The sequence below is a fragment of the Leifsonia sp. CL147 genome, assembly GCF_900114565.1.
GTDB lineage: Bacteria > Actinomycetota > Actinomycetes > Actinomycetales > Microbacteriaceae > Leifsonia.
Genome location: NZ_FOTM01000006.1, coordinates 74,247 through 92,848, shown reverse-complemented (window position 1 = coordinate 92,848; position 18,602 = coordinate 74,247). Strand labels below are relative to the sequence as shown.

The following is an 18,602-nucleotide window of genomic DNA, read 5'->3' as shown; positions in this document are numbered from 1 at the left end:
ATGACCCGCGTCGTCGTCGTCGGCAGCGGGATCGCAGGCCTGACGGCCGCGCTCCGGGCGCACACGCTCGGGCACCACGTGACGATCGTCACCAAGTCCGCACTGTCGGACGGCAGCACCCGGTATGCGCAGGGCGGGATCGCCGCAGCGCTGTTCCCGGACGACAGCGTCGCCGCGCACGTCGCCGACACGCTGCGCGCCGGCGCCGGGCTGAACGTACGGGAGGCGGTGGAGGCGCTCTGCGCCGACGGACCGGATCGCGTCCGCGAGCTGATCGCGCGCGGTGCCGCGTTCGACCGCGACGGCGACGCACTCGCCCGCGGGCTGGAGGCGGCCCACTCCTCGGCCCGGGTGCTCCACGCGGGCGGCGATGCGACCGGCGCCGAGCTCGAGCGCGCGCTGGTCGCGGCCGTGCGGGCGGCGGGCATCCCGGTCGTCGAGGGCGTCTTCCTGCGCGATGTGATCCTGCGCGACGGCCGAGCCGCCGGGGTGTCGCTGCGCCCGGCGGAGGGCGCGGACCTCGCCGTGGACGCCGACGCGGTGATCCTGGCGACCGGCGGGTGGGGGCAGCTCTACGCGCACACCACCAACCCGGCGGTGGCCACCGGAGACGGCGTGGCCGCCGCGTGGCGCGCGGGCGCCGTGCTCGCCGACCTGGAGTTCACCCAGTTCCACCCGACCGCGCTCGCCGCCTCGGTCGCGGGCGGCACCGCGGGTGCCTTCCTCGTCTCGGAGGCGGTGCGCGGCGAAGGAGCGGTCCTCCGCAACGCCGCCGGCGAGCGCTTCATGCTCGACGTCCATCCGGATGGGGAGCTGGCGCCGCGCGACGTGGTCGCCCGCGGCATCGCGGTCGAGATGGCCGCGCAGGGCGGGCATCCCGTGCTGCTGGATGCGACGGCGCTGGGTGCGGACTTCCTCGCCCGCCGCTTCCCCACGATCGATGCGGCGTGCCGGGCGACGGGCTACGACTGGGGCCGCGAGCCGATCCCCGTCACGCCCGCGGCGCACTACGCCATGGGCGGCGTGGCGACGGACACGGAGGGGCGGACCAGCGTCCCCGGGCTCTTCGCCGTCGGCGAGGTGGCCTGCACCGGCGCGCACGGCGGCAACCGGCTCGCCTCCAACTCACTGCTGGAGGGGCTCGTGTTCGCGCATCGCGCGGCCGGGGCGATCGACGAGCCGTGGATGGCGTCGCCGGCCTGGGTGCAGGACGCGGCGGTCGCCGGCGCGGCGCGTTCGGGCGGTGCGGTGCGTTCGGGCGGCGCAGTGCGTTCGGGCGGCGCGGACGCGCATCCCGCATCCGTCCCCTACGACCGCGAGCGGCTGCAGCGGCTGATGTTGGAGGCGGCTGGCGTCCACCGCGACGGCGCCCGGCTCGCTGCCGCCGCGGACGAACTCGCGGCGACCGCCGATCCTGTCTCGGGCGACCCCGCCTCCGCCGATCCCGCCTCGGGCGACCCCGCCTCCGCCGATCCCGCCTCGGGCGACCCCACCTCCGGCGAGGACGCGAACCTCCTCACGCTGGCGCGGCTCGTCGTGGCTGCGGCGCTCGCCCGCGAGGAGTCGCGGGGCGCGCACTTCCGGTCCGACTTCCCGCTCCCGGCCGACGGCACGCCGGCCCACACCGTCCTTGTTCCGCAGTCGACCCGTCTCGAGGTTTCCGCAGCATGCTGACCCGCCAGCTCATCCACACCGTCGTCCAGGCCGCCCTCGTCGAGGACGCGCCGTGGGGCGATGTGACCAGCCAGCTGCTGATCCCGGAGGCGGCGCGCGCGACCGCCCGGCTGGTCGCGCGCGAGTCCGGCACCTTCGCCGGCGGAGAGGTCTTCGCGGCGGCGATGACGCTCACGGACCCCTCCATCGAGGTGATTCTGCACGTCCCGGACGGCGCCGTCTTCGCGGCCGGGGATGCGCTGGCGACGGTGACCGGACCGGCGCGCTCCGTGCTGCAGGGCGAGCGCGTCGCCCTCAACTTCACCCAGCGGATGAGCGGCATCGCGACGCTCACGGCCGCCTTCGTCGCCGAGGTGGCCCACACCTCCGCGCGGATCGTGGACACCCGCAAGACCACGCCCGGGCTGCGGGCGTTCGAGCGGCACGCCGTGCGGGCGGGCGGCGGCCACAACCACCGCTACTCCCTCTCGGACGCCGTGATGGCCAAGGACAACCACCTCGCCGTCCTCACCGCCCAGACCGGGCTGACGGTGACCGAGGCGCTGCTGCGTGTGCGGGAGCAGCTCTCCCACACCACCCACCTGGAGGTCGAGGTCGACCGGATCGACCAGATCGAGCCGGTGCTGGCCGCGGGCGTGGACACGATCATGCTCGACAACTTCACGCTCGACGAGCTCCGCGAGGGCGTCGCGCGCGTCGGGGGCCGGGCGATCGTGGAGGCGAGCGGAAACGTCGGCCTCGGCACCGTCCGCAGCATCGCCGAGACCGGCGTCGACGTCATCTCGGCGGGATCCCTCACCCACAGCGTCCGCTCGCTCGACCTGGGACTTGACGTGGTGGTGGAGTGATCTACCTCGACGCCGCCGCCACCTCACCGGTTCGCCGCGAGGTGCTGGAGGCGATGTGGCCGTACCTGACCGGCGACTTCGGCAATCCGTCCAGCCACCACAGCGTCGGCGAGTCGGCGGCGCACGCCCTCGCGGATGCGCGTGCGGCGGTCGCATCCTGGCTCGGCTGCCGCTCGTCGGAGGTGACCTTCACCTCCGGAGGCACGGAGGCGGACAATCTCGCCGTCAAAGGGATCGCGCTGGCGAACCCGCGCGGCCGTCACATCGTGACGACGAGGATCGAGCACGAGGCCGTGCTCGCGTCCGTGGACTATCTGGTGCGGCTGCACGCCTTCGAGGTGACGTTCGTCCCGGTCGGCCGTGACGGGATGGTGGCGCCCGAGGATTTCGCGGCGGCGCTCCGGCCCGGCACCACCCTGGCCTCGGTGATGCTCGCGAACAACGAGGTCGGGACGGTGCAGCCGATCGCGGCGCTCGCCGGTCTCGCGCATGAGCACGGCATCCCCCTCCACACGGACGCCGTTCAGGCGGCGGGCTGGCTGCCGCTCGACGTCGGGACGCTGGGGGTGGATGCGCTCAGCGTCTCCGGCCACAAACTCGGTGCGCCCAAGGGGGTGGGCGCCCTGTTCGTGCGCGGGCGCATCCCGCTGGAGCCCGTGATCCACGGCGGCGGACAGGAGCGGGGCCGGCGGTCGGGAACGGAGAACGTCGCCGGCGCGGTGGGGCTGGCCACGGCGGCGCGACTGGCTTCGGACGGCAGGGATGCGCGGGCGCGGGCGGCGGCGGAGGCACGGGATGCGTTCGTGACCGCCGTGCTCACGGAGGCGCCGGGGGCGGCGCTCACCGGGCATCCCTCGTCGCGGCTGCCGGGAACCGCCTCCTTCGTCTTCCCGGGCACGAACGGCGAGGCCGTGCTCCTGGAGCTGGAACGGCGTGGCGTGGTCTCCTCCAGCGGGTCGGCCTGCGCGGCCGGCAGCGAGGACGCGTCGCACGTGCTGCTGGCGCTCGGGTACCCGGAGGACGTCGCGCGGACCGCCGTGCGGTTCTCGTGGGGGCCCGAGGTGCCGGCGGCGCAGCTCGCGGCGGTCGCGCCTGCGGTCGGCGAGGCGGTGCGGGTGGTGCGCGGGCTGTCGGGGTGAGCGGCGGCGCCGGGGGTGGATGCGGTGGCTCGGCCGTCGAGCTCGATGCGGCGAACCACTGCTTTGCTCAGGGGATGTTTATTCCCCCGTTCTGCCCAGAGCGAACTTCTCCACAGTTCACGAGAACGACACTCGCGATGTCGGTGCTGATCGATACGGTGTACCGGTGACTGAGAAGACCTCACCTGCGCCTTCGATCGATACCGGCGCCCTCCCGCTGCCCGCCGACCCCGCACCACGGATCTCGCCACGCGACCAGCGGGTGATCTGGCTGCTCCTGGCGGCCACGTTCGTGGTGATCCTCAACGAGACGATCATGGCGGTCGCCATCCCCCGGCTGATGGACGACCTGCACATCGATGCCCTTGCCGCGCAGTGGCTCTCGACGGCCTTCATGCTGACGATGGCGGTGGTCATCCCGATCACCGGCTTCCTGCTGCAGCGATACACGACCCGGCAGATGTTCATCGCCGCCATGTCGCTGTTCTCGCTCGGCACGCTGGCCGCGGCACTCGCGCCAGGGTTCGCGGTCCTGGTTGCCGCCCGCGTGATCCAGGCGAGCGGCACGGCCATCATGATCCCGCTGCTCATGACGACGCTGATGACGCTGGTGCCCCCGGCGATGCGCGGCCGGACGATGGGCAATGTCTCGATCGTCATCTCGGTCGCTCCCGCGATCGGACCGACGATCTCCGGCCTCATCCTCAACTTCCTGGCCTGGCGGTGGATCTTCCTGATCGTGCTGCCGATCGCCCTGGTGATGCTGCTGATCGGCATGCGGTTCGTCGAGAACGTGACCGAGCCGCAGAAGGTCCGGATCGACGTGATCTCGGTGATCCTGTCGGCGTTCGGCTTCGGAGGGCTGGTCTACGGGCTGACCCTCTCCGGCGAGTCCGGGCCCGCGTCCGCGAGCCCGTTCATGCTCTGGGGCTCGCTGGTGGTCGGCGTGATCGGTCTCGCTGCCTTCATCACCCGGCAGCTGCTCCTGCAGCGACGGGACCGCGCCCTGCTCGACCTGCGGACCTTCCGCTACCCGATCTTCACGGTGTCGATCGTCCTGATGTCGATCACCACCGCATCCATGTTCGGCGTCATCATCGTGCTTCCGCTGTACCTCCAGCACGTGCTGCACCTCGACACGCTGTCCACCGGGCTCATCCTGCTCCCGGGCGGACTCATCATGGGGCTCGCGGCGCCATTCGTCGGGCGGTTGTACGACCGGTACGATCCGCGCGTGCTCGTCGTTCCCGGGTCGATCCTGGTGAGCCTCGTGCTGTGGTCGCTGACCATGCTGACCGAGCACACGCCGGTCGGCCTCGTCATCGCGGCGCACGTCGTGATGAGCCTGGGGCTCGCGATGATGTTCACCCCGCTGTTCACAGCCGGGCTCGGAGCGGTACCACCGCACCTCTACTCGCACGGCAGCGCCATCCTCGGCACGATCCAGCAGGTCGGCGGGGCGGCCGGTACGGCCCTCCTCGTCGCGGTCCTCACCCTTCAGGCCACCGGACTCGCGGCCGGCGGTGCGGGAGTGGATGCGGCGCAGGCCGGCGGCATCCGCGCCGCCTTCGTGGCCGGCGCGATCATCTCCCTGTTCGCCGTCGCCGGCTCCTTCTTCCTGCGCAAGCCCGCCGACCTCCCCTCCGAGGCCCCGTCACTCGCGCACTGAGCCGTCCCTCCCTCCATCGAGTCCGCACAGATTGCACGCGACACGCCGCCTCGACGTGCAATCTCTGCGGACTCGCCGTTGCGCCCCCTCGAGTCATCGCGCCCCTCCATCGAGTCCGCACAGATTGCACGCGACTCGCCGCGTCGGCGTGCAATCTCTGCGGACTCGGCATTGCGTCCCCACATCAAGTCGTTGCACCCCCGCATTGCGCACCTCCATCGAGTCCGCACAGACTGCACGCGACACGCCGCGTCGGCGTGCAACCTCTGCGGACTCGCCGTTGCGCCCCACCTCGAGTCGTTGCGTCCCCGCATCGCGCCCCTGCATCGAGTCCGCACAGACTGCACGCGACACGCCGCGGCGGCGTGCAATCTCCGCGGACTCGATGGCGGGGCGGCGAGCGCGCGAGAATGGGAGGGACAGCACGCAAGGAGGCAGCCGTGAGCATCATCCGCACCCCTGAACCGTCCGACGCGCGGGTCCGCGCGATGGCGGCGCTGTGAGGGACAGCGCACGCGCCCGGTCCCTCGCTGCCCTCCACGGCCTGGCGCTGGGCGACGCTCTCGGGATGCCGACGCAGTCGATGTCGCGGGACCGCATCCACGCCGACCACGGCCGGATCGGTGGCCTCGTGGCGGCGGGTCCGCACCAGCAGATCGCTGCGGGCATGCCGGCCGGCTCCGTGACGGACGACACCGAGCAGGCCGTGCTGCTCGCGCGGCTGCTCATCGACGGCGGCGGCACCGTACGTCCGGCCGCCTTCGCCGCCGAGCTCCTCGCCTGGGAGCGGGCGATGGAGGCGCGCGGCTCGCTCGACCTGCTCGGTCCCAGCACCCGCGCGGCGCTGCAGCGCCTCCAGGACGGCATGCCGCCCGAGGAAGCCGGACGCTTCGGCGCGACGAACGGCGCCGCCATGCGGATCGCGCCGGTCGGGATCGCCGTCCCCGTCGAACCCCTCGGCGAGTTCGTGGATGCGGTCGCCCACGTGAGCACGCTGACGCACAACACCGGGATCGGCATCGCGAGCGCCGCCGCCGTGGGGGCCGCGGTGAGCGCCGGGATCGACGGCGCCGACACGCCGGAGGCTCTGGAGCTGGCGGTCGCGGCGGCCCGCGAAGGCGGTCGACGCGGCCACTGGGTCGCGGGCGGCGACATCGCCGAGCGGCTGGCGTGGGCCGTCCCCTTCCTCCTCGGCCTCTCCGCCGATGAGCAGGACGACGCGCTCGCGGAGGTGATCGGCACCTCCGTCGCCGCCCAGGAGTCGGTGGTGGCGGCACTCGCGCTGGTCGCCGTGACCGTCGAGAGCGGCGAGGCCACCGATCCGGATGCGGCGTGGGACACGCTCTGCCGCGCCGCGGGTCTCGGCGGCGACACCGACACGATCGCGGCGATGGCCGGTGCGGTGCTCGGCGCGACCGGTGCGGCGGACTGGCCGCGGACGGCCCTGGACACCGTCCGCCGCGTGAACGCTCTCGACTTCGAGCGGCTCGTCGACGGACTGCTGCAGCTGAGGACGCGACATGGCTGACGGACGCCTGATCTTCACCGGGACGGTCGTAGTCGATCTGCTGCTGCAGGTGGATGCGCTTCCCGAGCGCGGCGGCGACGTCCTGGCCTCGTCGGCCGGGATGACCGCGGGCGGCGGCTTCAACGTCATGGCGGCGGCCGCGCGCGACGGCGCGGAGGTGGTCTTCGCCGGCCGGTCGGGCAGCGGGCCCTTCGGCGAAGTCGTGGCCGAGGCGCTCTGGCGGGAGGGGATCGGCGTCGCCAACCCGCCTCTGGAGTCCGCCGACAACGGCTACTGCGTGGTCCTGGTCGACGCGGACGCCGAGCGCACGTTCGTCACAGCGCCGGGCGCCGAGGGGATGCTGACCCGCGCCGACCTGGAGGCGGTACGACCCACGGCGAGCGATGTCGTGTACGTGTCCGGGTACAGCCTCGCCCATCCCGTCGCGGGTGCCGCCGTCGCCGGCTGGCTCACGACGTTACGGACTGAGACCCAGGTGGTGTTCGACCCGTCGCCGCTGGTCGGCTCGCTCGATGCCGACCTGCTCGAGGCGACGCTGCGCCGCACGGACGTGCTCAGCACGAACGCGCGCGAAGCCCGCATCCTCCGCAGCAACGCGCATCCCGCTCCGGCCGCCGGCGCCCTGCGCGGGATGCTGCGCACGGGCGGGGTCGCCGTGGTGCGCGATGGGGCGTCGGGATGCTGGGTCGCCACGGAGGAGCCGGCGCCGGCGCACCTGCCGGCGTTCCCCGTCACCGCGGTGGATACGACGGGGGCGGGCGATGCGTTCGGAGGCGTTCTGGCCGCCGCGCTGACCCGCGGCCTCCCGCCGCTCGAGGCCGCACGGCGGGCGAACGCCGCGGCGGCGCTCTCCGTCTCGCGACGAGGACCGGCGACCGCGCCGCGGGCGGCCGAGACGGACGCGCTGCTGGGCGGCGAGTGAGGGACCGGCAAGCCGCAGAAGAGAGGGGCATCACATGTTCACGGTGAAGCGCATCTACGATCCGCCGGCACCCGAGGACGGGTTCCGCGTGCTCGTCGACCGGCTCTGGCCGAGGGGTCTCAGCAAGGAGCGCGCCGACATCGACCTGTGGCTGAAGGAGGTGGCGCCCTCCACGGAGTTGCGCCGGTGGTTCCATCAGAACCCGTCCGGCGAGCACCAGGCCTTCGACGAGTTCCGCGCTCGCTATGAGAGCGAGCTCGACACGAATCCGGCCGTGGAGGAGCTGCGGACGCTCGCGCGGCAGCATCCCGTGATCACGCTGCTGGTCGGGCTTCGCGACCCGGAGGTGAACCACGGAAAGGTGCTCGAGGAGTACCTCGAGCACCATCCGTAATCCATCAGCCGGCGAGCGCCAGGTCGGGCGTTCCCGCATCCACCAGGTACCGCGCGTAGGCCGGGATCGTGAGGAACGTCGGGAACTCCTCCCCCAGTGCCACCTCGCGCAGCAGCTCGGCGGCGTCCGCGAACCGGGTGCCCTCGTCGTCCAGCCGTGAGAGCTCCTCGTCCAGGATGCGCGCGACCGTCTCGTGCGAGACCGCCGTGCCCTCCGCCGTGACGATCCGGTTGTCGATCCACTGCCGCAGCAGCGAGCGGGAGATCTCGGCTGTCGCCGCATCCTCCATCAGCCCGTCGATCGCGACGGCGCCGGTTCCGCGCAGCCAGGCTTCGATGTACCGGAGGGCGACCGAGACGTTCGACCGCACCCCCGCATCCGTCACGGTGGCGTCGGCGTCGCCCACGGCGAGCAGGTCGTCCGCGCTGACCCGCACGTCGTCCCGCCGCCGCGACACCTGGTGGGGCCGCTCCCCCAGGACCGCGTCGAACTCGGCGAGCGCCGTCGGGATGAGATCGGGATGCGCCACCCAGGTGCCGTCGAAGCCGTCCCCGGCCTCGCGCCGCTTGTCCTCGGCGACCCGCGCCAGTGCTCGCGTCGTGGCCTCGGCATCCCTCCGGTTCGGGATGAACGCGCTCATCCCGCCGATCGCGTGCGCCCCGCGGCGGTGGCAGGTCGCGACCAGCAGCTCGGTGTACGCCCGCATGAAGGGGACCGTCATCGTGATGCGGTCGCGGTCTCCGAAGGCGAACCGGCGCCCGCGGCCCTGGAACGTCTTGATCATGGAGAAGATGTAGTCCCAGCGTCCCGCGTTGAGGCCGGCGCAGTGCTCGCGCAGTTCGTAGAGGATCTCCTCCATCTCGAACGCCGCCGGGATCGTCTCGATCAGCACGGTCGCGCGGATGGTGCCGACGGGCATCCCGATGCGCTGCTGTGCGAAGACGAAGATGTCGTTCCACAGCCGCGCCTCGTGGTGCGACTCCAGCTTGGGCAGGTAGAAGTAGGGGCCGCGTCCCACATCCACCAGGGCCTGCGCGTTGTGCCAGAAGTACAGGCCGAAGTCGGTGAGGGAGGCGCTGGCGGGCGACGTGCGACCGGCCCGGTCGGTGAACGCGAGATGCTTCTCGACCAGGTGCCAGCCGCGCGGGCGCATCACGATCGTCGGTGTGTGGGCGAACGGCGTGGTGACCCGGTACTCCTTGCCCTCCGGGCTGGTGAAGGCGAGGCGTCCGCGCACGGCGTCGTGCAACGTCCGCTGGCCGCCGGCGATGTTCTCCCAGGTGGGACTCGTCGCGTCCTCCAGGTCGGCGAGCCAGACGCGGGCGCCGGAGTTGAGGGCGTTGATCGCCATCTTGGGATCGGTGGGTCCGGTGATCTCGACACGGCGGTCCGCGAGGCCGGGACCCGCTCCGGCCACGCGCCAGGAGTCGTCGTCGCGGATCGCGGCGGTGCTGCTCAGGAATCGCGGGTCGCGGCCGTTGCCGGCGTCCGCGCGGTGCCGCTGACGTTCCGCCAGCAGTTCCTGCCGCCGGCCGGCGAAGGCCTGGTGCAGGTGGTCGACGAAGGCGATCGCCTCCGGAGTCAGGATGTGGTCGGTGCCGTCGATGCGCGGCCCGGTGATCTCGATCATGTGCGTGTCTCCTTCAGGAACAGCTGGGGCTGGGGTCAGAACTGGTGTGCTTCGGTGGAGCCGACCAGGGCGAGCGTGGCGCTGTCGGGGTTGAGCGCGGTCGCGATGCGGTCGAAATAGCCGGTGCCGACCTCCCGCTGGTGGCGGGTGGCGGTGTAGCCGTCGGCCTCGGAGGCGAATTCCGCATCCTGCAGGTCGACGTAGGCGCTCATCTGCCGGGTGGCGTAGTCCCGGGCGAGCGTGAACATGGAGTGGTTGAGGGCGTGGAAGCCGGCCAGCGTGATGAACTGGAAGGCGTATCCCATCGCTGCGAGCTCCCGCTGGAACCGGGCGATGGTCTCGTCGTCGAGGTGGCTGCGCCAGTTGAACGACGGGGAGCAGTTGTAGGCGAGCTTCTTGCCCGGGAACTCGGCGTGCACGGCTTCGGCGAATCGCCGGGCGAGGTCGAGGTCCGGTTCGGCGGACTCCACCCAGAGCAGGTCGGCGTAGGGCGCGTACGCGAGGCCGCGGGCGATGACCGGCTCGATGCCGTTCGTGACCTCGTAGAAGCCCTCGGCGGTCCGGGTCCCGGTGAGGAACGGCCGGTCCCGCTCGTCGTGGTCGCTCGTCAGCAGCGTCGCGGCCAGCGCATCCGTCCGGGCGATCACGATGGTCGGGACCCCCGCGACGTCCGCGGCGAGGCGCGCAGCGTTGAGCGTGCGGATGTGCTGCCCGGTTGGGATGAGGACCTTGCCGCCCATGTGGCCGCACTTCTTCTCGCTCGCCAGCTGGTCCTCCCAGTGGACGCCCGCGGCGCCCGCCTGGATCATCGCGTGCATCAGCTCGTAGGCGTTGAGGGGACCGCCGAAACCGGCCTCGGCGTCGGCGACGATGGGAGCCATCCACTCGGGCACCGGGCCGTCGGTTCCCTCGACCTGGCCCGCGCGCAGGAGCGCGTTGTTGATGCGGCGGACGACGGCCGGCACCGAGTTGACCGGGTACAGGCTCTGGTCGGGGTAGGTCTGCCCGGCGAGATTCGCGTCGGCGGCCACCTGCCAGCCGGACAGGTAGATCGCCTGCAGGCCGGCGCGGACCTGCTGCACCGCCTGATTGCCGGTCAGCGCCCCGAGCGCGGCGACCCAGCGCGGGTCGTCCGTTGCGCCTTCGCGCTGGAGGAGCTCCCAGAGCCGCTCGGCGCCGCGGCGGGCGAGCGTCTGCTCCTCGCGGACCGGGCCGCGGAGCGCCACGACGTCGGCCGCCGTGTAGTCGCGGCGGATGCCGGACCAGCGCGGGTCGGCATCCCACTCCAGTTGCAGTCCGGCGGCGGTCTGGATGATGTCGCCGGGGCGGTGGGCGGGCGTGCGGTCTGCCGGCGTCGGCTGCCCGGGCGTCGGCTGCCCGGGCGTCGGCTGCGCCGGCGTCGGCTGCGCGGGGATCGGCTGCGCGGGGATCGGCTGGTCGGGCATGGGGACCTCCATCGGTCGGGATCTCTCGGATCGGATGACTCGATCCTTCGCCCTGCCGCGAACCGCGCATCCACCTCCATCGGGAGAAATCCGGCCGTTCTTCTGTTTGCCAGAACTTCGGCGCAGTGTCACGATGGCCACCATGACCGTCATCGAGGACGTGCACGACGACCACCCCGCAGCCGACGCGCTCACCCTGGGCCGGCGCATCCGCGCGTTCCGCCAGAAGCGCGGGATGACGCTGGAGGCGCTGGCCGCGGCCGTCGACCGGGCGCCGTCGCAGGTGTCGACGATCGAGAACGGCAACCGCGAGCCGCGCCTCGCCCTGCTGCGCGGGATCGCCGCGGCGCTCGACGTGACAGTCGACGACCTGCTCGCGCCCGAGGCGCCGGACGAGCGCGCGGCGCTCGAGATCGCGGTCGAGCGGGCGCAGCGCGGACCGGTGTTCGCCTCCCTCGGCATCGAGCCGACCCGCGTCTCGCGGACCGTGCCCGACACGACGCTGCACGCCATCCTCGCCCTGCACCAGGAGGTGGAGCGGCTGCACCGGGAGCGGGCCGCGACGCCCGAGGAGGCACGGCGCGCCAACGCGGAACTGCGCGCCACGATGCGGGCGCGCGACAACCACTTCCCCGAACTGGAGGCGATCGCCGCGAAGCTCCTCGCGGTCGTCGGGCACACCGGAGGGCCGGTCTCGCACCAGACCGTCTCCGACATGGCCGACCACCTCGGCTACTCGCTGCACTACGTCGGCGACCTGCCGCACTCCACCCGCTCGGTCACCGACCGGCGGAACGGACGCATCTACCTGCCGACCGAGCGGTCGGCCTCCCGCGACTCGCGCTCGCCGATCCTGCAGGCGTTCGCCTCGCACCTGCTCGATCACGACGAGCCGGGAAATTACGCCGATTTTCTGCGGCAGCGCATCGAGACCAACTACCTGACGGCGGCGCTCCTGCTGCCGGAGAAGGATGCGGTCGCGTTCCTCACCGAGGCGAAGAACTTCCGCCGCATCTCGATGGAGGACCTGCGGGATGCGTTCGCGGTGTCGTACGAGACGGCGGCGCACCGGTTCACCAACCTCGCCACCGCGCGGCTCGGCATCCCGGTGCACTTCATGAAGGTGCACGAGTCGGGGACGATCATCAAGGCGTACGAGAACGACTCCGTCGCCTTCCCCTCCGATGCGCTCGGCGCGGTCGAGGGGACGCCGGTCTGCCGCAGCTGGACCGCGCGCACCGTGTTCGACGTCGCCGACCGCTTCAGCCCGTACTACCAGTACACGGACACGCCGAGCGGAACCTTCTGGTGCACGTCACGCGTCGAGAAGGCCAAGGAGGGCGACTACTCGGTCAGCGTCGGCGTGCCGTTCGCGCACGTGAAGTGGTTCCGCGGACGCGAGACCGTGCACCGCGCCGTCTCGCGGTGCCCCGAGGAGTCCTGCTGCCGCCGGCCGCCCTCCGCCCTCGCCGGTCGCTGGGAGGGGATGGCGTGGCCCGCTGCCCGGACCCCCACCTCCCTGCTCGCCGCCCTCCCGACGGGCACCTTCCCCGGCGTCGACCCCACCGAGGTCTACGCCTTCCTCGACCGCCACGCCCCCACCTCCGCCTCGGCGTAACCCCCACCGTCGAGTACACACAGATTGCACGCTCCCCCGGCGTGTCGCGTGCAATCTCTGTGGACTCGATGGTGGGGCGGGAGCGGTGGGGCGGGGGGTCAGTCGTGGGTGAGGAGGCGGAGGGCGACGCCGTAGGGGGCGAGGGAGACGGTCGGCGAGGGTTCGCCGTCGAGGGTGACCAGGGCGCCACCGGGGACGGACGGGGTCACGGTCGCGGGGGTCTCGTGCTGCGAGACGAAGACGACGAAGCGGCGGCCGTCGTCGTGCACCAGCGCATCTGTGAACACGCGCGGGTCGTCGAGCCGCACATCCCGCTCCACGTCCGCCACGTCGGCGAGCGCGTCGTACAGCCGCCAGGTCTGCTCGGGATTCACCCGCGCCTGCGCCGACGCGAAGTACTCGAGTGGATAGGTGCTCAGCACCGCGCGCCCCGCACCGTGGTCCTGCACGACGAGAGCGGGACGGCCGTGCGCATCCACCGCCACCACCCGTCCCGAGGTCGCCCGCACCGGCAGGTAGGTGCGCCCGTTCTCGGTGCCCGCGGCCGTGAACGACAGCGTGGTCCCGGCCGCGAGCGGCCCGAACGACTCGGTGAACCGCACCTCGACGGTCTCGTCGGGCACCGGCTCGGCGAGCCCGTACGCGCTCTCCATCCGGACGCCGAACAGCTCCTCGGTGTGCGCCCACCACGGTCCGCGCTGCACTCCTCCCGGGCCGTGCGAGTACGACGCGTAGACGGTCGCGCCCTCCTGCGCCAGCGCGATCAACTGCTGCCAGGAGGATGCGCACAGCTGCTTCACCGACGGCAGCACGTACAGCCCGTATCCGGCCGGCAGTCCGCCGTCCGCCTTCTCGCGGACCACGGCGACCGGGATGTGCGCTTCGTGCGCTGCGACGTACGCCTGCTCGCCGGTCGCGACGATGTGCGCCCGCTCCTCCTCCTGCGTGAAGGGATAATCCTCCGCGAGGTGCGACGGAACGACGAGAGCCGCATCCACCGGCGCCCTCCGCGCCGACGGCAGGTCGATCGCGGCGAGATCCGACGCGAACCGCGCCAGTTCGCGCAGCGGCGGCTTGGGCGCTCCGTGGCGGTCGGTGATCCCGAAGTGCATCTCGAAGGGATGGTGCGAGTACGGCCGCTGGTCGGCGAGGTCGTCGTAGTCGGTGTTGTTCCAGGCGATCCACCCGGTCGCGCCGGCCAGCAGCGTCGAGTAGAGCAGCTGCCGGTAGTAGGAGGCCGCTCCGGCGTCCGACACGAAATCGCTCGTCAGCCCGAACTCCTCCATGATCACGGGAAGTCCGTCCGTCGCCGCGAGCTCCGCGATATAGGCCGCCTTCAGGTGCTGCCGGACCTGGTCGGTCTCCATCCGGTACACGTGCGGCCCGATGAAGTCGGTGAACTTCGCCAGGTCGCGCACCGAGAAGCCGTTGTCGTGCCCCGTCGTCTCGATGCCCCACGCCCCGTCCCCGACCGCGACCGGCTGCGTCCCGCCGCCCGCGCGCACCGCATCCACCAGCAGCGACGCCCACGCATCCACGACGGGACGCGGCGCCTCGCCGCCGTAGATCGGCACCTCGTTGGTCAGCAGCCACCCGGCGACCGCCGGATGCGCGGCGAACCGCGAGGTCAGCTCCCGCACGTACCACGCCTGCCGGCCGACGAACCAGACGTCGTGGTACAGGTCGCGCCCGTCGCGCCAGGCGGGGTCCCAGTTCTCGCCGGACATGTGTCCGACGAGGAACGTCGGGACGGTCGTCATCCCGATCTCCGAATGGGCGTCGAGGAAGTCGGCGAAGTTGGCGATGCACTGCTCGTCGAGCGAGTCGGGCGTCGGGTGGAAGTCGGGCCAGTAGAAGAACGACCGCGTCATGTTGAGGCCGTGCTCGGCGAGCACGCGCAGCTCGTCCCGCACGATGCCCGCGTCGTAGCGCGTCCACATGAGGGGGCCGCCGGTGCGCGACCAGAAGTTGGCGCCGAGCCACACCGCCGGGGCGTCGTCGACCTGCAAGACCGGGGAAGGACGATCCATGATGCCTTTCAGTGGGAGGTGCGGGCGTGCGTCACTTGACCGCACCGGCCGTGAGACCTGCGACGAAGTTGCGCTGCAGCAGCAGGAACGCGACGACGATCGGGATGGACACCACCAGCGACGCCGCCATGATCTGGTTCCAGTACACGTTCGTCTGCGTGGAGTAGAGCTGCAGGCCGACCGCGAGCGTCCGGTTCTCATCCGTCGTCATCACCGACGCGAACAGCACCTCGCCCCAGCTTGTCATGAACGAGTAGATCGCGACGGCGATGAGGCCGGGACGGGCCGCGGGCAGCACGACGTGCCACAGCGCGCCCATCGGGCCCGACCCATCCACCTTCGCGGCCTCGTCGAGGTCGCGCGGGATGCCGTCGAAGTAGCCGGCGAGCATCCAGATCGAGAAGGGAAGCACGAACGTGAAGTACGTGATGATCAGGCCCCAGCGCGTGCCGACCAGCTGGATCCCGGTCGCCTGGTTGATGTTGACGAAGATGAGGAACAGCGGCAGCAGGAACAGCACGCCGGGGAACATCTGCGTGGACAGCACCGTCGTCGTGAACGCCGTCCGGCCCTTGAAGCGGTAGCGCGACACCGCATAGGCGGCGAACACGGCGATCACGAGCGAGATCAGGGTCGCAGCGCTCGACACGATCAGGCTGTTCACGAAATAGTTCGCCAGCGGCACCGTCGACCACATGTCGATGAACGGCTGGATGGTGAACGTCTGCGGCCACCAGGTGAAGGCGGACTGCACCTCGGACAGCGGCTTCACCGACGAGGTGATCATCACGTAGAGCGGCACGACCGTGAACACGGTCAGCACGGCGATGGTCACCCAGCGGAAGACGTGGGATGAGCGGGTCTCACGCATTGCGGTTCCTCCGGTTCACGAAGATCAGGTAGATGCCGGTCACGATCAGCAGGAACAGCAGCAGGAGGACGCTCATCGCGGCTCCCGAGCCGAAGTTCCAGGTCAGGAACGACGCGTTGTAGATGTGGAACGAGATCAGGTCGCCTGCGGCGGGTTGGGCGGTGCTCCCGAAGAGGACGTAGGGCGTGTTGAAGTCGTTGAACGTCCACAGGAACATCACCAGGAGCAGCACGGCGTTCACCGGGCGCAGCATCGGGAGGGTGATGGCGCGCCACTGCCGGAACGGCTTCGCGCCATCCACCGCCGAGGCCTCGTACACGTCCGTCGGGATGGACTGCAGGCCCGCCATCAGCATCAGGAACGCGAACGGCCACAGCCGCCAGATCGCGACGATGACGATCGACCAGAACGCGTTCCCGCCGATCAGCCAGAACGGCTTGTCGCCGGGCAGGTGCAGGTTGTCGAACAGGAAGTGGTTGATCGCGCCTGTGTCCTTCTGGAACATGAACTTCCAGGTGATGATGCCCGCGTAGAGCGGCAGCGCGTACGGCACGAGGAACAGCGTGCGGAAGAACGAACGCCCCCGGAACCGGCCCTGCAGCGCGACGGCGGCGGCCATCCCGAGCACCCAGGACAGGCCGACGACCAGGATGGTGAACCCGACCGTCACGAAGAACGACTTGTACAGTCCCGAGCCGATCGAGCTCGTGAAGTCGAGGGCGACCGTGTAGTTCTTGAAACCGACGAACGGCGCTTCGCCCCAGTTGGCGATGAAGAACTTGGTCAGCTGGGTGAAGCTGATCCAGATGCCCGTGAGCATCGGGACGACGTGGATGAGCAGCTCGAACAGGATGGCCGGGAGCAGCAGCAGAAACGGCAGCCACCATCCCTTCGGCCGACGGCGCTTGGGCTTGGGGGGTGCGGCGGGCGGCGTCGTGGTCGCCGGCCCGCGGACGTCTGTCGTCGTCGACATGAGTCTCCTTGAGGATGTGGCGGTTCGCCGGGCGGGATGCAGCGGGGGCGCATCCCGCCCGGCGAGTTGTCGTGATCGGCGGATCAGCCGCCCAGGGACTGCTTGACCTGGTCCTGCGCGTTCTGCATCGCCGTCTTGATGTCGGCGTCGCTGATCGTGCTGCCGGTGGCGATCTTGGCGAACATGTCGTTCATCGCCTTTCCGACCGTGTTCTCGAACTGGTCCTCGGCGGGCACCAGCGGCAACGGCTTCGTCATGTCGTTGTAGATCTTCTGGAAGGTCGCCGCCTCGTCGGCGTTGTCCGTGAAGCCCGGCTTGAGGCCGTTCAGCACGGGGAGCACCGCGTACGGCTTCGCCAGCTTGCCCTGGGTGGATTCGCTCGTCATGTACTTGACGAACTTGAGGGCCGCATCCTTGTTCTTCGTGTTCTTGAAGATGGAGAGGTTGATGCCGGCCGGGAAGCTGGCGATCTTCTTCGCACCCTCCGGCGCGGGGAACGGGACGACGCCGTACTGGTCGCTCTTCATGCCGTTGGAGACGATGGAGGCGTCCGCGTTGTTCTGGCTGAGGATCATCGCGACCTTGCCGGTGGCGAAGTCGTTGACCGCCTGCACGCCGTTGTCGTACTGGGCGTTGGAGGGGTTGACCACCTTGTCCGTCTGCATCAGGTCGAGGTAGCGCTTGATGCCGTCGATGTTCGCCTGCTGCGTGAACGTCGGGTTGCCCTTGCTGTCGAACCACTCGCCGCCGTTCTGCGACGCGTTGATGAAGGCGAAGTGAACGTTCTCGGTGTAGCTGCCCGCCGCGAGCGAGAATCCGTACTGGCTGCCGGTGGTGAGCTTCTTGGCTGCGGTCACCAGCTCCTCCCACGTCGTCGGCGGCTGCAGGCCGGCGTCGCTGTACATCTTCTTGTTGTAGTAGAGGCCGTAGGCGAGGCCGTAGAGCGGGACGCTGGTGACGGGCTTGCCGGGGGCGCCGCCGGTCTCGAGCGCGGTCTTCACGAACTTGTCGCTGCCGCCGATGCTCTTCATGTTGGCGTCGTCGAACGGCAGGAACGCTCCGGTCGCCTGCAGGGAGGCCGCCCACGTGTTGCCGATGTTCAGCACGTCCGGCCCCTGGCCGGAGGTGACGGCCGTCTGGATGCGCGTCTGCAGGTCGTTCCAGCCGATGACCTCGAGCTTGACCTTGACGCCGGTCTCTTTCGTGAACTCGTCGAGCACCGGGGTGAGGACCTGCTTGTCGTTGGCGAGGCTGGTGCCCTGGTTGCTCGCCCAGTACGTGATCGTCGCGCCGCTGGACGACGATCCGGACCCCGAGCTGCTGCAGCCCGCGACCACGAGCGAGACCGCCGCGGCTACTGCCGCTGCGGCGATGGCGCGTTTCCTCATTGTGTGACTCCTTCGTCTCTTGATGGGGGCGCGTGCCGGCCCGGTGCGAGTCCGGGCGGGGTGCGCCAGGGGAAGCCTAACTTAACCGGTTCAGGTGTCAATCCTTGACTTCACCCGTCCGAGGGTATACGTGCCGTTCCCCCGTCCCGGGGGCGGCCGGCGGCGCCCGCGCGGCCGGGGCGGGCGCCGGCGCGCCCGGCGCCGCGGACGGGGGTGGGCGCCGGCGCGGCCGGCGCCGCGGACGGGGACGGCCGGCGGCGAGGCCGGTGCCGCTCATCCCTGTGCCACCGCCTCCGGTCGCCCGGGCCTCGGTTCCGCGCTCCCCTCTCGCCGAAGTGCTCGTTGTTGCACACGCACACGGCGTGTCGACTACAACAACGAGCACCTCAGCAGACGCACCTGAGTGGATGCCCGTGCGGCAGAGACCCGCTCCGCCAGCTCCGCGCCACCGGCCCCGCACCGGCGCCGGGCAT

Annotated in this window: 14 protein-coding genes; 8 read left to right on the top strand and 6 right to left on the bottom strand. The window is 71.1% G+C overall.

Annotation, left to right across the window (positions count from 1 at the left end):
- From nadB to BM287_RS07370, 7 genes are all read left to right on the top strand, one after another.
- On the top strand, window positions 1-1,674 hold the full coding sequence (nadB, locus tag BM287_RS07400; RefSeq protein WP_090037547.1) for an L-aspartate oxidase: 1,674 nt from the start codon (window positions 1-3) through the stop codon (window positions 1,672-1,674).
- Window positions 1,668-2,522, top strand: a complete 855-nt coding sequence (nadC, locus tag BM287_RS07395) for a carboxylating nicotinate-nucleotide diphosphorylase (RefSeq protein WP_090037550.1) — start codon at window positions 1,668-1,670, stop codon at window positions 2,520-2,522. Before nadB ends, nadC begins: the two co-directional genes overlap by 7 nt.
- On the top strand, window positions 2,519-3,661 hold the full coding sequence (locus BM287_RS07390; RefSeq protein WP_090037552.1) for a cysteine desulfurase family protein: 1,143 nt from the start codon (window positions 2,519-2,521) through the stop codon (window positions 3,659-3,661). Before nadC ends, BM287_RS07390 begins: the two co-directional genes overlap by 4 nt.
- 166 nt (window positions 3,662-3,827) lie before the next feature.
- Window positions 3,828-5,330 (top strand): MDR family MFS transporter, encoded by a 1,503-nt coding sequence (locus tag BM287_RS07385; RefSeq protein ID WP_090037555.1) that lies wholly within the window; start codon window positions 3,828-3,830, stop codon window positions 5,328-5,330.
- 499 nt (window positions 5,331-5,829) lie between these two features.
- Window positions 5,830-6,858, top strand: a complete 1,029-nt coding sequence (locus BM287_RS07380) for an ADP-ribosylglycohydrolase family protein (RefSeq protein ID WP_090037558.1) — start codon at window positions 5,830-5,832, stop codon at window positions 6,856-6,858.
- Complete coding sequence (locus tag BM287_RS07375) at window positions 6,851-7,780, top strand: PfkB family carbohydrate kinase (protein ID WP_090037561.1); 930 nt, start codon at window positions 6,851-6,853, stop codon at window positions 7,778-7,780. The genes BM287_RS07380 and BM287_RS07375 overlap by 8 nt, the downstream gene beginning before the upstream one ends.
- Window positions 7,781-7,814: 34 nt before the next feature.
- A complete protein-coding gene (locus BM287_RS07370; protein WP_090037565.1) occupies window positions 7,815-8,174 on the top strand; it encodes a DUF488 domain-containing protein in 360 nt (119 codons plus the stop codon).
- A 4-nt stretch (window positions 8,175-8,178) separates the two neighbouring features.
- Here BM287_RS07370 and aceB read toward each other — a convergent pair whose 3' ends face one another.
- Both aceB and aceA read right to left on the bottom strand, forming a co-directional pair.
- Window positions 8,179-9,804, bottom strand: coding sequence for a malate synthase A (aceB, locus tag BM287_RS07365; RefSeq protein ID WP_090037568.1), 1,626 nt, complete (start codon window positions 9,802-9,804; stop codon window positions 8,179-8,181).
- A 35-nt stretch (window positions 9,805-9,839) separates the two neighbouring features.
- A complete protein-coding gene (gene aceA / locus BM287_RS07360; protein WP_244528007.1) occupies window positions 9,840-11,249 on the bottom strand; it encodes an isocitrate lyase in 1,410 nt (469 codons plus the stop codon).
- Window positions 11,250-11,382: 133 nt separating this feature from the next.
- On the opposite strand from aceA, the gene BM287_RS07355 reads away from it, so the two are divergent.
- Window positions 11,383-12,867 carry a helix-turn-helix transcriptional regulator gene (locus BM287_RS07355; RefSeq protein ID WP_090037571.1) on the top strand — a complete coding sequence of 495 codons (1,485 nt, stop codon included), beginning with the start codon at window positions 11,383-11,385 and terminating at the stop codon, window positions 12,865-12,867.
- Between the two features lie 98 nt (window positions 12,868-12,965).
- On the opposite strand, the gene BM287_RS07350 is transcribed toward BM287_RS07355, so the two are convergent.
- From BM287_RS07350 to BM287_RS07335, 4 genes are all read right to left on the bottom strand, one after another.
- Complete coding sequence (locus BM287_RS07350; protein WP_090037574.1) at window positions 12,966-14,897, bottom strand: cellulase family glycosylhydrolase; 1,932 nt, start codon at window positions 14,895-14,897, stop codon at window positions 12,966-12,968.
- A gap of 31 nt (window positions 14,898-14,928) precedes the next feature.
- On the bottom strand, window positions 14,929-15,768 hold the full coding sequence (locus BM287_RS07345) for a carbohydrate ABC transporter permease (RefSeq protein ID WP_090037577.1): 840 nt from the start codon (window positions 15,766-15,768) through the stop codon (window positions 14,929-14,931).
- A complete protein-coding gene (locus BM287_RS07340; protein ID WP_090037580.1) occupies window positions 15,761-16,741 on the bottom strand; it encodes a carbohydrate ABC transporter permease in 981 nt (326 codons plus the stop codon). Before BM287_RS07340 ends, BM287_RS07345 begins: the two co-directional genes overlap by 8 nt.
- A gap of 83 nt (window positions 16,742-16,824) precedes the next feature.
- Window positions 16,825-18,129 (bottom strand): ABC transporter substrate-binding protein, encoded by a 1,305-nt coding sequence (locus tag BM287_RS07335; RefSeq protein ID WP_090037583.1) that lies wholly within the window; start codon window positions 18,127-18,129, stop codon window positions 16,825-16,827.
- Window positions 18,130-18,602 lie beyond the last annotated feature (473 nt).

Bases quoted from the DNA above. Each gene is read 5' to 3' on its own strand.
- aceB (WP_090037568.1), bottom strand. From the start codon at position 9,804: ATGATCGAGATCACCGGGCCGCGCATCGACGGCACCGACCACATCCTG.
- aceA (WP_244528007.1), bottom strand. From the start codon at position 11,249: ATGCCCGACCAGCCGATCCCCGCGCAGCCGATCCCCGCGCAGCCGACG.
- BM287_RS07375 (WP_090037561.1), top strand. From the start codon at position 6,851: ATGGCTGACGGACGCCTGATCTTCACCGGGACGGTCGTAGTCGATCTG.
- BM287_RS07350 (WP_090037574.1), bottom strand. From the start codon at position 14,897: ATGGATCGTCCTTCCCCGGTCTTGCAGGTCGACGACGCCCCGGCGGTG.
- nadB (WP_090037547.1), top strand. From the start codon at position 1: ATGACCCGCGTCGTCGTCGTCGGCAGCGGGATCGCAGGCCTGACGGCC.
- BM287_RS07340 (WP_090037580.1), bottom strand. From the start codon at position 16,741: ATGTCGACGACGACAGACGTCCGCGGGCCGGCGACCACGACGCCGCCC.
- nadC (WP_090037550.1), top strand. From the start codon at position 1,668: ATGCTGACCCGCCAGCTCATCCACACCGTCGTCCAGGCCGCCCTCGTC.
- BM287_RS07335 (WP_090037583.1), bottom strand. From the start codon at position 18,129: ATGAGGAAACGCGCCATCGCCGCAGCGGCAGTAGCCGCGGCGGTCTCG.
- BM287_RS07355 (WP_090037571.1), top strand. From the start codon at position 11,383: ATGGCCACCATGACCGTCATCGAGGACGTGCACGACGACCACCCCGCA.
- BM287_RS07370 (WP_090037565.1), top strand. From the start codon at position 7,815: ATGTTCACGGTGAAGCGCATCTACGATCCGCCGGCACCCGAGGACGGG.
- BM287_RS07345 (WP_090037577.1), bottom strand. From the start codon at position 15,768: ATGCGTGAGACCCGCTCATCCCACGTCTTCCGCTGGGTGACCATCGCC.